The sequence below is a fragment of the Actinomyces oris genome (genome assembly GCF_001553935.1).
Classification (GTDB): domain Bacteria; phylum Actinomycetota; class Actinomycetes; order Actinomycetales; family Actinomycetaceae; genus Actinomyces; species Actinomyces oris_A.
On sequence record NZ_CP014232.1, the window covers coordinates 2450829 to 2465356 of the forward strand.

15 protein-coding genes and 1 pseudogene are annotated in these 14528 nt (G+C 67.5%); 10 read left to right on the forward strand and 6 right to left on the reverse strand.

Annotated features, from left to right (window positions below):
- Window positions 1-134: 134 nt before the first annotated feature.
- The 4 genes and pseudogenes from infC to AXE84_RS09835 form a co-directional block, all read left to right on the forward strand.
- Window positions 135-644 (forward strand): annotated as a pseudogene (gene infC, locus AXE84_RS09820) (translation initiation factor IF-3); the annotation flags it as partial.
- 255 nt (window positions 645-899) lie between these two features.
- On the forward strand, window positions 900-1094 hold the full coding sequence (gene rpmI / locus AXE84_RS09825; protein ID WP_003780493.1) for a 50S ribosomal protein L35: 195 nt from the start codon (window positions 900-902) through the stop codon (window positions 1092-1094).
- Window positions 1095-1121: 27 nt separating this feature from the next.
- Entirely contained in the window at window positions 1122-1502 is a 381-nt protein-coding gene (gene rplT / locus AXE84_RS09830) for a 50S ribosomal protein L20 (RefSeq protein ID WP_003786223.1), read from the forward strand.
- Window positions 1503-1625: 123 nt separating this feature from the next.
- Window positions 1626-2558 carry a TrmH family RNA methyltransferase gene (locus AXE84_RS09835; protein ID WP_081093144.1) on the forward strand — a complete coding sequence of 311 codons (933 nt, stop codon included), beginning with the start codon at window positions 1626-1628 and terminating at the stop codon, window positions 2556-2558.
- A 1-nt stretch (window position 2559) separates the two neighbouring features.
- Here AXE84_RS09835 and AXE84_RS09840 read toward each other — a convergent pair whose 3' ends face one another.
- Together AXE84_RS09840 and AXE84_RS09845 are read right to left on the reverse strand one after the other, a co-directional pair.
- Window positions 2560-3840, reverse strand: coding sequence for a glycosyltransferase (locus AXE84_RS09840; protein ID WP_060957748.1), 1281 nt, complete (start codon window positions 3838-3840; stop codon window positions 2560-2562).
- 217 nt (window positions 3841-4057) lie between these two features.
- Entirely contained in the window at window positions 4058-4720 is a 663-nt protein-coding gene (locus AXE84_RS09845) for a TetR/AcrR family transcriptional regulator (protein WP_150116270.1), read from the reverse strand.
- Between the two features lie 265 nt (window positions 4721-4985).
- Between AXE84_RS09845 and AXE84_RS09850 the strand changes: the two genes are divergently transcribed.
- From AXE84_RS09850 to AXE84_RS09865, 4 genes are all read left to right on the forward strand, one after another.
- Window positions 4986-5771: an amino acid ABC transporter ATP-binding protein gene (locus AXE84_RS09850; RefSeq protein ID WP_010613714.1), complete on the forward strand. Its 786-nt coding sequence runs from the start codon at window positions 4986-4988 to the stop codon at window positions 5769-5771.
- 89 nt (window positions 5772-5860) lie between these two features.
- A complete protein-coding gene (locus AXE84_RS09855; RefSeq protein WP_060957750.1) occupies window positions 5861-6841 on the forward strand; it encodes a glutamate ABC transporter substrate-binding protein in 981 nt (326 codons plus the stop codon).
- 125 nt (window positions 6842-6966) lie between these two features.
- Entirely contained in the window at window positions 6967-7623 is a 657-nt protein-coding gene (locus AXE84_RS09860; RefSeq protein ID WP_003786217.1) for an amino acid ABC transporter permease, read from the forward strand.
- Complete coding sequence (locus AXE84_RS09865) at window positions 7620-8495, forward strand: amino acid ABC transporter permease (protein ID WP_060957751.1); 876 nt, start codon at window positions 7620-7622, stop codon at window positions 8493-8495. The genes AXE84_RS09860 and AXE84_RS09865 overlap by 4 nt, the downstream gene beginning before the upstream one ends.
- 275 nt (window positions 8496-8770) lie before the next feature.
- On the opposite strand, the gene AXE84_RS09870 is transcribed toward AXE84_RS09865, so the two are convergent.
- Window positions 8771-9229: a MarR family winged helix-turn-helix transcriptional regulator gene (locus AXE84_RS09870; RefSeq protein ID WP_060957752.1), complete on the reverse strand. Its 459-nt coding sequence runs from the start codon at window positions 9227-9229 to the stop codon at window positions 8771-8773.
- Between the two features lie 49 nt (window positions 9230-9278).
- Between AXE84_RS09870 and AXE84_RS13470 the strand changes: the two genes are divergently transcribed.
- On the forward strand, window positions 9279-9638 hold the full coding sequence (locus AXE84_RS13470; RefSeq protein WP_081093201.1) for a hypothetical protein: 360 nt from the start codon (window positions 9279-9281) through the stop codon (window positions 9636-9638).
- Window positions 9639-9680: 42 nt separating this feature from the next.
- On the opposite strand, the gene AXE84_RS09880 is transcribed toward AXE84_RS13470, so the two are convergent.
- Genes AXE84_RS09880 through AXE84_RS09890 form a run of 3 tightly spaced genes read right to left on the reverse strand, consistent with a single transcriptional unit; the run spans window position 9681 to window position 13227 of the window.
- The gene (locus tag AXE84_RS09880; RefSeq protein ID WP_060957753.1) at window positions 9681-11351 is read right to left on the reverse strand and encodes an ABC transporter permease; all 1671 of its coding nucleotides are present in this window, start codon (window positions 11349-11351) and stop codon (window positions 9681-9683) included.
- On the reverse strand, window positions 11351-12367 hold the full coding sequence (locus AXE84_RS09885; RefSeq protein WP_060957754.1) for an ABC transporter ATP-binding protein: 1017 nt from the start codon (window positions 12365-12367) through the stop codon (window positions 11351-11353). The genes AXE84_RS09880 and AXE84_RS09885 overlap by 1 nt, the downstream gene beginning before the upstream one ends.
- Window positions 12364-13227, reverse strand: coding sequence for a MerR family transcriptional regulator (locus tag AXE84_RS09890; RefSeq protein ID WP_060957755.1), 864 nt, complete (start codon window positions 13225-13227; stop codon window positions 12364-12366). Before AXE84_RS09890 ends, AXE84_RS09885 begins: the two co-directional genes overlap by 4 nt.
- 214 nt (window positions 13228-13441) lie before the next feature.
- Here AXE84_RS09890 and pheS point away from each other — a divergent pair, with 214 nt between their 5' ends.
- Window positions 13442-14527 (forward strand): phenylalanine--tRNA ligase subunit alpha, encoded by a 1086-nt coding sequence (gene pheS / locus AXE84_RS09895; protein ID WP_010613724.1) that lies wholly within the window; start codon window positions 13442-13444, stop codon window positions 14525-14527.
- Window position 14528 lies beyond the last annotated feature (1 nt).

Below are 14528 nucleotides of genomic sequence, written 5' to 3' on the forward strand. Positions count from 1 at the left end.
CCAGCCCTTCGCGGTCCCTGCTCGGCCACGGCCGTGCGGTGATCGCGCTCATCACGAGGCCTCCGACCTGCGCGGCAGGAACGGGGGCCTTTCCTCGTTCCGCACCCATCCGTGACTCAGAGTGAGGAACCGACATCAGCGAGCCCCGTATCAACGAACGGATCCGCGTTCCCGAAGTGCGTCTCGTCGGCCCCAGCGGCGAGCAGGTCGGCGTTGTCCGTGTGGAGGACGCCCTGCGTCTGGCTGAGGAGGCCGATCTCGACCTGGTCGAGGTGGCACCCGACGCCCGCCCCCCGGTGTGCAAGCTCATGGACTACGGCAAGTTCAAGTACGAGTCGGCCATGAAGGCGCGCGACGCGCGACGCAACCAGGCAAACACCCAGCTCAAGGAGATCCAGTTCCGTCCCAAGATCGATGAGCACGACTACGCCACCAAGCGCGGCCACGTCGAGCGATTCCTCAAGGGCGGGGACAAGGTCAAGTGCATCGTCCGCTTCCGCGGCCGTGAGCAGTCCCGGCCCGAGCTCGGTATCAGGCTCTTGCAGGGCCTGGCCGAGGAGATGGCCGAGCTGGGCACTATCGAGTCCCACCCCCGTCAGGACGGCCGCAACATGGTCATGGTCCTGGCCCCGGTCCGCAAGAAGGCCGAGGTCAAGTCCGACCAGCGCCGCCGCCGCGAGGAGGCCCGCGCCGCCCGCCGTGCCGAGAAGCACGCGGGCCGGGCACCCAAGGGCGCCAAGGCCTCGGACGGGGCAGCTGCCGGCGAGAACGCCTGAGAGCGCCCGAGGGTGCACTCGACACTCACCTGACACCACCGACCCACCCCCTCGCCACCGTGAGCGGGGTCCGCAGTCCCGGCGACCACTGGTCTCCCAGGGACCGAGAAGAGGAAATTACCCATGCCGAAGAACAAGACGCACTCCGGTGCCAAGAAGCGCTTCCGGGTCACCGGCAGCGGCAAGCTCATGCGCGAGCAGGCCAACAAGCGCCACCTGCTGGAGGTCAAGTCCTCCCGCCGCAAGCGCAAGCTGTCCCAGGACCAGCCGGTCGCCCCGGCCGACGTCCGCCAGGTCAAGAAGCTGCTCGGTCGCTGACCGCCCAACCCACCAAGGAGTCTCACCATGGCACGTGTGAAGCGGGCTGTTAACGCCCAGAAGAAGCGTCGTTCCGTTCTCGAGAAGGCCTCGGGCTACCGCGGCCAGCGCTCGCGCCTCTACCGCAAGGCCAAGGAGCAGGTCACCCACTCCGGCGTCTACGCGTTCCGCGACCGTCGCGCCCGCAAGGGCGACTTCCGTCGCCTGTGGATCCAGCGCATCAACGCTGCCGCCCGCGCCGAGGGCCTGACCTACAACCGCTTCATCCAGGGGCTTGGCCTGGCCGGCGTGGAGATCGACCGTCGCATGCTCGCCGAGCTGGCCGTCAACGAGCCCGCGGGCTTCAAGGCCCTCGTTGAGGTGGCCCGCAAGGCCCTCCCCGAGGACGTCAACGCCCCCAAGGCCTGAATCACCAGCGCAGCCGGGCGCCAGCCCCGCTGACACAGCATCGTCGAGTCCTCGCCACACACCCTGAACCGGTTGGTGGCGAGGATTCGGCGTTCTGGGAGGCCTCTCGCGTAGGCTGACGGCATGAGCCCTACCGCCTCCGCCGTCCCCGATGAGTTCCTCGACGACTCCGCCGAGCGTCCTCAGATCCGCGGGCCGCGGCGGCGTACCGTCAGCGAGGGGCCGGCCGCCGGCCACGAGGTGCTGAGCAATCCGACCTCGGCCCGTATCTCCCGGGTGGCGGGCCTGTCGCGCCGCAACGCGCGGGCCAAGCACCGACGCTTCCTCGTCGAAGGCCCCCAGGGCGTGCGCGAGGCCGTTCGGCACGCCCCCGGTCGCGTGCTCGACGTCTACCTCACTGAGGCAGCCCTCGAGCGCCACAGCGAGATCTGGGACGAGGCCGTCGCGGCCGGGCTCTACGTGCACGTCACCACCCAGCAGGTCATGGACGCCATGAGCCCAGATGCCCAGGGCCTCCTCGCCGTCGTGGCCACCGAGGAGGCCACCGGCTCCGAGGCGCTGGCCGCCGCCCTGGAGGGGGCCAGGCTCGTCGCCGTCCTCACCCAGGCCCAGGACCCCGGGAACGCCGGCACCATCATCCGGGCCGCCGACGCCGCCGGAGCCGACGCCGTCGTCCTCGTGCGCGGCAGCGTGGACCCCACCGCACCGAAGGTCGTGCGCTCCACCGCCGGAAGCCTCTTCCACCTGCCTGTGGTCACCGGCGTGGCCCTCGACGATGCCGTCACCGCCCTCCACAACGCCGGACTCACCGTCCTGGCCGCCGACGGACGCGGGGACTTCGACCTCTTCGAGGCCGAGTCACTCCTGGAGGCCCCCAGTGCCTGGCTGCTCGGCAACGAGGCGCGCGGACTGCCCTCAGAGGCGCTGAGCCGAGCCGACGCCGTCGTCTCCATCCCCATCTACGGCAAGGCGGAGTCCCTCAACGTCGCCGCCGCCGCGGCCGTCTGTCTCTACGCCAGCGCCCGGGCACAGGCCCAGCACTCTGGCCGCAGCTGACTCACAGCAGCTCGCAGATCGCCTCAGCGGCTCGGCCCGGTCCGTCGAGTCCCTCCATGAGCCCCGCCATCCGCCGGGCGCGTGAACGCATGCCTTCGTCGGCCAGGGCCTGGCGCACCAGCTCCGCCCAGTCGGTCCTGCGAGCCTCCCGCTGTGACACGAGCCTGGCCGAGCCGAAGGCCGCACAACGCTGCACGTTGAAACGCTGCTCGAACTGCAACGGAATCCCGATGAAGGGCCACCCCTGGACGCAGCTGGTCTGCACCGTTCCCTCTCCGCCGTGAGTGATGGCCAGGTCGACGGCGTCGCCCAGCTGGTGGGCCGGGATCCAGTCAGTGACGTGGACATTGCGCGGAAGAGTCTCCAGGTCCTCTTGGTGAAGGTGGGAACGCACCGGAGCCAGCACTTGGCAGTCCGCCCGGCCCAGGCCTGCCAGCACGTGAAGGACGAGGTCACGGTTCCCCGATGAGCCCATGGCGAAGTACACCAGGGGTTGGGGTCCGGCGACCAGTTCGGCCAGGAACTCGGGGAGCTCCCCGGGTAGGCGGGCGTAGACCGGCCCCACCACCCGGTGACCCTCCGGCATCCTCAGCCACCCGGGCAGCAGGTGCGGGGCAGTGGCGATGAGATTGAGGTCGGCAGTGAGTCCGTTGAGCACCCCCTGGGGCAGCGAAACACCATTGGTCCTGGCCACAGAATGGAAGGAACGAGGCAGGGGGAGCCGGGTCCCGAGCGCATGGAGCGCGTGGGCGGCCACGTTGTCGACCAGGCACTCCTCCGGGCGGGTGCGGGGCAGGAAGCCGGTGGCGCCGGTGGAGCGCGCCGCCTCCAGGTGCGCCAGGGAGTAGGCGAAGGGCCGTACGAAAACTAGTGGCACGCACTCCGCCCGCGCAGAAATAAACTGGCTGGGAGTTACTCCGATGACAACGGCGTCGGGACGCAAGGAACGCAGCAGGACGCGCTCACTTGTCACCCGCTGCGCGAGCATCTTCTCCGTGAACGGGTGACGCAGGCTGCGACCCTGGTCGAAGTCCAGCGCCTGCCGTCCCTCCTCCTCACTGAGGTAGGGGGTCAGCAGGCGGAACTCGAAGCCCGCGGCCCTGATGTACTCGGTGTTGCGTGGCGAGAAGCCGGCGAAGACGCACTCGACGTGCGAGGGCATCCGGCGAGCCACCTCGATCGCACGGGTCACCTCGGCAAAGTTGAATGTCTCCGGAGCGAAGAGGACACGCGATGTCCTGCGGCGTACAGCCACCACATCACCAGTGGTGCCTTGAGGCATGATCGGCTCTCCTTCTGAGAGCGAGGGGTGCCACAGTGCGGGTGAGCCCTCATCGTCGTTCTATTGTACGTCTTGTACAACCGGGGGAGAGAGTAGCACGTTCGCGCCTACGCGAACGCCTTTTTTACGGCAGGTTCGAAATGCTGGAAGAAAGTGTGAGCAGCCCCGGGGGAGGCCTGAGTCTCGATGCGGCTCGGTTCGCCCTTAGTGCTCGCCCTCAGCGGTCGCTCACCGGCTCGTGGGCGGTGGCCGGCGTCGTGGCCGGCGTCAAGGTCTGCTCGGAGGCGTGCTCGGCACCCTGACGAGCCTGAGACACCAGGCTCCGCAGCGTCTGGGCGGACATGTTCGTGATGGTCTTCTGACTGATCTCGGGGTGATCCAGCCAGGCCAGGCACAGGGTGATCATCGTGCTGATCCACACCTCAGCGGCGAACATGGCGCACTCGTCGGGCTCGGCGATGCCCATGAGCATGAGGACGAGGCGTTCGTAACGCTCGAAGCTGGTAGCCAGGGCGGCCGCGATCTCAGGGTCCTGGTCAAGGCCTCCGGTGTGAAGCGCTCGAAGGCTGTCGGGCCTGGCCTTCACGTAGCCCGCGAAGGTGGAGATCGCCCCTTCCAGGGTCAGTGCCGTCTGCTGCTCGACCAGGCCGTGAAGGTGAAGGATCTCGTGCTCCACGATGGCTCGGGCGAAGGCGATCTTGGAGGGGAAGTAGTGATAGAAGAGCGTGCGTGAGACGCCGGCCCGCTTGATGATCTCGTTGACGTGAGTGCGGTCCAGTGTTCCTTCCGCGAACAGCTCGACGCCGACTCTCACCAGCTCCTCCCGACGCTGCTCGGGCTGGAGGCGGCGACGCGGATCGGTGGTATTCGCTGGACTCATGCAGATGAGACTACGACCGCACGGTCGGCGTACGCGGTTAGGCGCTCTGCATGGCGTGTGAGCATCGTCCCAGGGATCGTGGCGTTCTGAGACGGTTGACGCTCCGGTTGGAGACGGTGCTACTCTTCCTGACGAGAGGTTGGAACTCTCTGATTTGTGTAGGCCGACACAAGCCAAGGAGGAATGCAGTGCGCATGCGGATGTGTTGCTGTTGCTGTCGATGAGACAGATGACGCTCCCATACCCATGTTGAGACGAGGTACTCGTGACCGCATCCGCCCCCTCTCCTGACCAGACCGCCGCAGACCGGGACGATGACGTCCTGGTGCGGATCAGCAACGTCACCAAGTACTACGGCCGTTTCAAGGCTCTCGATGACGTCTCCCTCGACATCCACCGTGGCGAGGTCGTAGCGGTCATCGGCGCCTCGGGATCGGGCAAGTCGACCCTGTGCCGTACCGTCAACCGCCTCGAGCCGATTCAGGAAGGGCAGATCGAGATCGACGGAATCCCGCTACCTCAGGAGGGCCGGGCCCTCGCTCAGCTGCGCGCCGAGGTGGGAATGGTCTTCCAGTCCTTCAACCTCTTCCCGCACCGCACGGTCCTGGACAACATCACCCTGGCGCCCGTCAAGGTGCGAGGCATCCCCCGGGGGCGGGCTGAGGAACGTGCCCGTGAGCTGCTGGCCCGAGTCGGTCTGGAGGACCAGGCGGAAAAGCGCCCCTCCCAGCTCTCCGGAGGTCAGCAGCAGCGCGTCGCCATCGCCCGTGCACTGGCCATGGACCCCAAGCTCATGCTCTTCGATGAGCCCACCAGCGCCCTGGACCCGGAGATGATCAACGAGGTCCTCGACGTCATCAAGGACCTGGCGGCCTCGGGCATGACCATGCTCGTCGTCACCCACGAGATGGGCTTCGCCCGCTCGGTCGCCGATCGGGTCGTCTTCATGGACGGCGGCCAGATCGTTGAGTCCGGCCGGCCTGCCGAGTTCTTCTCCTCCCCGCGCACTGAGCGCGCCCGCGACTTCCTCTCCAAGGTGCTCAGCCACTGAGCCCCGAACCGCATCCTCTCCCGAGTGCGGCGACCACCGCAGGCCCAGCGCCTGGGACGGCCCCTCCCCGTCCGAACGAAAGGAACACCATGACCACCCTCTCCCGCCGCGGACTCCTGGCCACGACCGGCGCCCTCTCCCTGGCAGGCGTCCTGGCCGCCTGCGCAGACACGGGCGCCGATGGCAAGGCCGTCGCCTCGTCGTCGGCCTCCGACGCCGACTACGACAAGGCCATCAACTCCGGTCCGGTGGCCGCCGCCGACGTCGTGGCCGCCTCCCCCTGGGCCGCCTCCGTGAAGCAGGCGAAAAAGCTCGTCACCGGCGGGACCAAAACCTCCGAGGTCTTCTCCTGGGAGGACTCCAAGACGAAGAAGATCTCCGGCTTCGATGCGGCCATCGCCCAGGCGCTGGCCCGCTACATCATCGGCGGCGACGACGCCCGCTCCCTCCTCGAGGTCCAGCAGGTCACCTCCGAGACGCGTGAGACCGTCCTGACCAACGGCACGGTCAAGGCCGTCATCGCCACCTACACGATCACCCCGGAGCGGGCCAAGAAGATCGACTTCGCAGGCCCCTACTACGCCTCCAGCCAGGCCATCCTGGTCAAGGCCGATAACAAGGACATCACCGGCGTCGACACCCTCACCGGGGACGTCGCGGTCCAGTCCAACTCCTCGTCTGCCGCCGCCCTGAAGAAGTACGCCCCCAAGGCCACCGCCAAGCCCTTCGACACCCAGGCCAAGTGCGTCGCCGCCGTCGAGAGCGGGCAGGTCAAGGCATACGTCGTGGACCAGTCCCTGCTCAAGAGCGAGGTTCTGTCCAATGACAAGGTCAAGATCGTCGGTGACACCTTCGCCGAGGACCCCTACGGCATCGGACTTCCCAAGGACTCCGGGGCGCAGGCCTTCGTCAACACCTTCCTCAAGACGATTGAGGACGACGGCACCTGGAAGAGGATCTGGGAGGCGACAATCGGCAAGTCCCTCGGCGGCACCGCCCCTCAGCCCCCGGCCCTCGGCTCGGTGCCCGGGTCCTCGGCCAGCGGCGACGCGACCGCGCAGAGCTCCTGAACGACCTCACTGCCTGTCAGGCTTGCCGCGTCCTCGACCCAAGCGGACCCGCCGCAGGGCCGACGGCGCGGCAGCCGACAGCATTCCCGTCATGGTGACGACCCGCATCGTTCAAGGAGGCGACTGTGAGTGCCATTACCGACAATCTCCCCGCTATCGGTTGGGGGCTGCTGGTCACGCTGGTGATCTCCGTCCTGTCCTACCTGGGTGGGCTGCTCCTGGGGTCACTCATGGCCATCTTCCGGGTCGGTCCCATCCCTCCGCTGCGTGCACTGGGTGCGGCGTGGGTGACAGTGGCCTGCAATATCCCCAATCTGTGCCTCATGGTGCTTGTCGGGCTGGCGCTACCTCATGTCGGTATCACCATCCCGCTTTTCTGGTCGGTGATCGTGGCGCTGGTCTTCTCCTCATCGGGATTCGTGTGTGAGACGGTCCGCAGCGGGATCAACTCGGTGCCCAAGGGGCAGATCGAGGCCGCCCGTGCGCTGGGCATGCCCTTCGGGCTCATCATTCGCGGCATCGTTCTGCCTCAGGCGCTGGCCCGCACGATCCAGCCACTGGTCAACATCTTCATCGCCTGCCTTATCGGCTCCTCGCTCGCCGCGGCGATCGGTGTCGTCGAGCTGACGGCCGTGACGCAGAGAATCAACCAGGAACGAGCCGCGGGAGTCATCACCTTCCTCACCTCCGGCCTTACCTACCTGGCCATCGCCTTCGCCGCCACGAAGGTCGGCGGGCTCCTTGAGAGGCGCCTCGAGTTCATGGGGAGGGGGCGAGCATGAGCTCAGACATCATGCCGATGACAGAGCCCCGTCCACGCCGTCAGCGGAGTCAGGACTCCGGGGCGACGGATGCGGCACTGCTCTTCGATGAGCCCGGGCCGCGGGGGCGCATCCTGATCGCCATCGGATCAGTCGTCGCCGTCATCGGAATCGCGGGGCTGGCGGCCGCGGTCCTCTACCGGCTGGACCTCGCGGGACAGCTCGACTATCCCAAGTGGCGCTACTTCCTGGGGCAGTCGGTCGTCAGTCAGCTTCTGGAGGCGGCCGGGACCACGTTGACCCTGGGGGGCGTTGCTGCGGTACTCACCTTTCCCCTGGGAATCGCCTTGGGCTGGCTCCGCCTGCTGGACAACCGCCCCATCAAGTGGCTGGTCGGCCTGTGGGTCGATGCCATGCGGGCGGTGCCGATGCTGCTGCTCGTCTACTTCTTCCTCCTGGTGGTTCCCCGCTTCGCCACGATCTCGGACTTCTGGAAGCTGGCACTGCCCATCGTCATGTGCACCTCGGCGACGACGGCGGAGGTCTTCCGCTCCGGTGTCCGGGCGCTGGACCGCGGCCAGACGGAGGCCGCTTGGGCACTGGGGATGAGTCCATCGCTCACCATGCGCCTCATCCTGGCGCCGCAGGCCCTGCGCCTCATGCTCCCAACCCTGATCACGCAGATGGTGACCATCATCAAGGGGACGACGCTGGCGTACGTGCTGGCCTACCCCGAGCTCATGTATCGCGGCTCCACCATGATCGGCCAGGCCAAGATCGATGCCCATTTGTCGGTCTTCTTCCAGACCTACGTCATCATCGCCGTGCTCTACATCATCGTGAACTGGTCCCTGGGGGCACTGGCGAGGTACATCGAGTCGCGTACCCGCTGAGGTGGGCGTCACCGGGAGGAGATCGCAGCGACGCAGTGAAGCTGCAGTGTTGAACTCGGTGGAGGATCTTCGGCGCTGTTGTTGCACAGTTTCCGGTGCGTGATCGTCTGCACGGATATCACCCCGTAGCAGCTGTAGCGCTGCGCTGCGTCGTCAGGCGGGCAGGTCGCGGCGGGTGTAGGCGACCAGGCCGATCATGATGTCGGTGAGGTCGAGCCAGAACTTGGGTGGATCACGGCTCCGACCTTGCCTCGAGGTCGGTGGGTGGACCTGGGCTACGCCTCTTCTTGACTTGTTGCCATGGCGGCGCGAAGGAGTGAAGGCAGGAACCTATCCAAGGCTTGTTGATCGTCGGGGGAGAGGTGTGTGCGCATGTCGGCGTCGAGTCTGCTGGCGATGTCGGTGGCAGCCTTCAGTAGGCTGCGCCCTTCGTCGGTGATCTCGATGGTCTGCACTCGACGATCGCTCCGACTGCGTGTCCTGCGCACGGCACCGGCACTGGTGAGCTGGTCGACCAGTGTGACCACCAGGCTTGGGGCGACATGAAGTTGCGTGGCGATCTCGCGTTGAGAGGTCGCCACGCCGGCGTCGACGACGGCGAGCAGCCCCACTTGCTTGTGGGACAGACCGATGTGCTCGATGCGTCTCGAGAAGGACTGGGTGATCTGGCTGCCCGTGACGCCGAGTTGGAAGCATGTTGAGGACAGGATTGCGTGGCCATCTTCTCCGTTCATGAGAACAACGGTACAGTACGAAATGATTCAGTTGTGAATGATAGAGAGGGTGGTCCTCATGCCGTGGTGGCTTGCGTTGCTGAACTCGGCGCTGGGAATCGTCTCTGCAGGGTTCGGCGTCGTTGCGGTGATCCGTCCGCAGGCACTTGCACCGCCTGGGCATGGCGGGCGAGAGGGTCGTTTCTATCCGGCTATGTACGCGGCTCGAGGCGTCCCGCTCGGATTGCTGGTCGCCGTTGTCGTCTGGCCGGAGCCTGCCCGGCCGCTGACCTTGCTTGTCCTGGTCGCAGCGGCGGTCGCCCAGCTAGGAGACGTCGCTATCGGTGTCGTGCACCGCGTGCCGGGAATGGTTGCGTTCCCTCTTGTCGTGGCCCTTCTTCACCTGGGTACTGCTGCCTGTGTGCTCTGAGAGCAAGGCGAGATGACGAGGTGAGAGAGGGCGGGCTCGTCGTCAGGCGGGCAGGTCACGGCGGGCGTAGGCGACCAGCCCGATCATGATGCCGATGAGACCAACCAGGGCCTGGACGGCCAAGGGCTTCCAGTCGGGGTTTCCGACGACGTCGAGATGGTGGCCGAGCACGCTGAGATCCTTGGCCCAGTCCTTAAGCTCGACGAGTCCGCCGAAGAACTGGGCGAAAGCGCTCCAGGTGACGGCCGCCCAGGACAGGCCGGTCAGTCTTGGCGCCAGACCCACCAGGGCGGCTGCGATCCCGATGGCTGCCACCATGCCGGGCAGCTGACTCACCGTGAACACGAAGGAGCGCCCTACGGCGTGGTCGTCGGTGAGCTGAGTCGCCGTCGTCGCCGCCAGAACCGTCGCCGAGACCAGCAGTAGGACGATCGACTCGATCAGCGCGTATAGAACCTGGGAGAGGAGGACTCGGCCACGACTGACCCCGGCAGCGAGCTCGACCTCCACCAGTCCCGCGCGCTCCAGGCCCGCCAACCCGTTCACCCGTCGCACCGCCGCCACGGCCACAAGCAGCGTCGTGACCACCGTCATGAGGGACATGAACTGCTCCACCGGGGACCCCACGGCCATCTTGCCGACCCAGGAGGCCGTCGGAGAACCGGGGGCCAGCAGGTCCTTGATGCTGCCGGACACCGAGCCGTACAGGAGTGCCAGAGCCGTCGAGGCCAGTGCCCAGCCGATGAGGCTCCGCCATGACAGGCGCCCGAGCAGATCCATGTGCCCCCGCACCCGCCACCGGCGCCGAGACGAGCTGCGGTCGGGCAGGTAGCCGTCCAGGTACTCGCGGCGCGCGGCGAGCACCATGGCGCTCAGTGCCACAGTGATGGCTACGGTGCAGCACACCGGGAGCACCGCGAACCGGTCATCGGTGTACGGGCGTACGAGGTCGCGCCACCCCAGGGGAGTCAGCCACCGGAGCCAGTCCGAGTCGGTGTCGTCTGAGATCTGGTCGGCGCTCACCCGCATCGCGAAGGCGAGTGCGAGCACTAGCATGGACAGGCCCCTGGCCTGGCCCACTTGACGACCCAGCTGGCAGGCCACTGCCGCGATTGCCGAGAACGCCCAGCCCGTCACGCAGATCGTCCCGGCCAGTGCCCAGGCCCCGCTCACCGTCAGCTCCTCGATGCTCTCGGTCTGCCAGGTCAGAATGCCTCCGACGCCCGCAGACAGGGCGACGACCACCACCCAGATCAGGGCTACCGGTACGAGAAAAGGAACCGACCTGCCCGCGCCCGTGGCGCGCAGAACCTCGACGAGCCCCTCATCCTCATCGGCCCGCAATACCCGGCAGGTCAGCAGAATCGCCATGAGTGCGGTGCACACGAGCAGGAAGGTCCCCGTCTCCCACTGCAGGAGCTGACCGAGCCGGCCGGGCAACGGGACATAGCCGTAGAGGAGGCGCGTTCCCGGAGACTTGCGCATCTGCTCGATGAGCACCGTCCGGGTCGCCAATGAGGGGTAGACGCTCTCGTAGCTCGGTGCGGTGACACCGACCAACAGCCACAGGGGCGCCAGCCAGGCCACGATCTGAAACCGGAATCGTCTGAGCAGAATCCACAGGTAGGCCTCCCAGCCGGCAAGGGCGCTGGTTGTGTTAGAGCTGATAGCTGGTGCTGACACGCCCGCAGCTGTGCTCAATGCGGCGCTCATCAGGCCTCCTCGTAGTGACGCAGGAAGAGATCCTCCAGGCTGGCCGGCTCGCAGGTGACGTCCTGGATCCGGTGCTCGCCCGCCAGGCTCAGCACCGCCGGCACCTGCTCCGCCGCCACCTCAAGGCTCAGGCGGCCACCATCCTCGACGACGTCGAGCCCCAGGGCCTCCACCGCCTGCCTGACGGTGCCGAGCTTGTCGCTTGCGGCCCCCAGCTCGATGCGGGTGCGCGACAGCCGCCGCAGGGTCCCCAGGTCGCCCTGCTCGACGACCCGGCCGTCCTTGATGATCGTCACCGCACTGCACAGACGCTGGACCTCGGCCAGGATGTGACTGGAGAGCAGAACCGTGCGGCCCTCGGCAGCGGCTCTGGCAACCTCCTCGGTGAAGACCCGTTCCATGAGCGGATCCAGACCGCTGGTGGGCTCATCGAGCACCAGCAGGCTCGTGGGCGCGGCCAGGGCGGCCACGAGTGCCACCTTCTGCCGGTTCCCCTTGGAGTAGGTCCGTACTCGTTTGCTCGGATCCAAGTCAAAGCGCTCAATGAGCTCGGCCTCCCGCTCGGCGTCGCGAGAGCCGCGCAGCCCGGCCAGGGCGTCGAGCACCTGGCCACCGGTCAGGGCCGGCCACAGCGCCACGTCACCGGGAACATAGGAGACCTGCCGGTTGATGAGCGCGGCCTGCCGCCACGGCTCGCAGCCCAGCACGCTCACGCTTCCACCATCGGGCCGGTAGAGCCCCAGCAGGACACGGATCGTGGTGGACTTACCCGCCCCATTGGGGCCGAGGAAACCGTGGACGCTGCCCGCCTCCACCGTCAGGTCCAGGCCGTCGAGCGCCCTGAAGCCCCCGAAGTGCTTGACCAAGCCGCACACGTGCACCTGCGGCTCGCCGCCGGGGCCCAGGTCACGAACCGCGGTGGGAGAGGAGTCCGTCGTGGGCTCATCCCTATCCGAGCGGGACGTCGCTGCCGACATACTCGTTGCCTTCTGCGCCTTGGCGCTCTTGACTCTCACAGCACTGGTTCCTCTCCCGCCGAGCGGCGGATTGTTGCGGCGAAGTCCGGATCGGTGAGCATGAGCTCGATGAGCTCAGCCACGAAGGCCTGCTGAGCAGGATGGGGGTAGCTGCAAGTGGTCAGCACATGGGTCAGTCGCCACATAGCGCGCCCCAGGGCTCCCGAGGGAAGATCGTTCAGGACTGCCAGGGCGTGCTTCTTGTGGCGGCACGCCAGTGTCCAGCTGTTGTGCGCGAGCCGGTGCGCCTCAGCGCGCCCCTCGGCCTCGCTCAGCGTGGCCAGGCGGGCGAAGTCCGCAACCTGCTGGGCGGACAGCTCGCGATCGTCCTCATCGAGCGCCTCGATGAAGGGGATCGCACTGTCGGGCACCATGCCCAGAGAGGCGAGCACCACCATCATCTGGCGCTCAGCCCGCAGGCCGCGCACACTGCCGCCCAGCCGGACGATCCGAGCCTCGATGTCGTCATAGAAACGAGTCAGGGCACTGGGAGCGGGGGACAGGCCCTCACCGCGCTCCACCCGGGCGATGAGCTCATCGACCCGGGACGCCTGCTCGGCCAGGCTGCGCTGCTGGGCCTCGATCGTGCCTCGCGTGGCGCGCAGATCGCGCAGCACCGCCTCACGGCGGGAGTCCTGATCGGTGCCGATCGTGTCCGAGGCGAGCATCTCCGCCACCTGGGTCAGCGACAGTCCGCCGTCGGCCAGCCACCGGATACGCAGCAGACGGGCCACGTGCTCGACGCCGTACTCGCGCCGCCCCCGCACCGTGGGCGGAATCTCCAGCAGACCCAGGTGGTGGTAGTAGCGCACCGCCCTCGGCGTGGTTCCGGCGATCCGGGCGAGCTCCTTGACGTTCATGAATCCATCCCAGCAGGTGACGTCACGTCACCGTCAAGTCCCACGTGGCGGCGACCTCATCGGAGCCCAGAACCAACCCATGCCCAACCCACGACCGAGTTGGGCAGATGCCACCGCGCCACCCCGGTGACGGGACGATTCACACCCACGCGACGGCGCGGACTACCCTTAAGGGCGGACAACCCCGGAGACACCTGGTGGAAGGCACCGCAATATGACTGACGCTCCCGGCGCGCTCTCTCCCCTGGACGAGGACGGCATCAACGCCGCCGTCGAGGAGGCCCTGGCCGCCTTCGCCGCAGCCGGCACCCTCGCCGAGCTCAAGGAGGCCCGCCTGGCCCACACCGGCGACGCCTCGCCCCTGACCCTGGCCAACCGGCTCATCGGCACCCTGGACAAGGCGGACAAGCCCACCGCCGGCAAGCTCCTGGGCGGCGCTCGCGGGCGCATCGCCAAGGCTCTGACCGCCAGGCAGGAGACCCTCGAGGCCGCCGCCGAGGAGGAGATGCTGCGCACCGAGGCCGTCGATGTCACCATCCCCACCTCGCGCACGCAGGCCGGTGCCCGGCACCCCCTCGACGTGCTCATCGACGAAGTCTGCGACTTCTTCACCTCCATGGGCTGGTCCATCGCCGAGGGGCCGGAGGTCGAGCACGAGTGGTTCGACTTCGACGCCCTCAACTTCGACGCCGACCACCCCGCCCGCCAGATGCAGGACACCTTCTACATCGACGGCGCCAGCGTCGGGGCCGGAGAGGGGCAGGCTGCCAACCTCGTGCTGCGCACCCACACCTCCCCGGTCCAGGCCCGCGTCATGCTCGAGCAGCAGCCCCCGCTCTACGTGGCCTGCCCCGGCAAGGTCTTCCGCTCCGACGAGCTCGACGCCACCCACACCCCCGTCTTCCACCAGGTCGAGGGCCTGGCCGTGGACAAGGGCCTGACGATGGCGCACCTCAAGGGCGTCCTGGACCACTTCGCCAAGGCCATGTTCGGCCCCGAGGCACGCACTCGCCTGCGCCCCTCCTTCTTCCCCTTCACCGAGCCCAGCGCCGAGATGGACCTGTGGTTCCCCCAGAAGAAGGGCGGTGCAGGCTGGATCGAGTGGGGAGGCTGCGGCATGGTCAACCCCAACGTGCTCACCGCCTGCGGCATCGACCCCGAGGTCTACACGGGCTTCGCCTTCGGCATGGGCCTGGAGCGCACCCTTATGCTGCGCCACGGAATCGCCGACATGCATGACATCGTCGAGGGCGACATCCGCTTCTCCCAGCAGTTCGGCACCACCGGAAAGGGAAACTGAC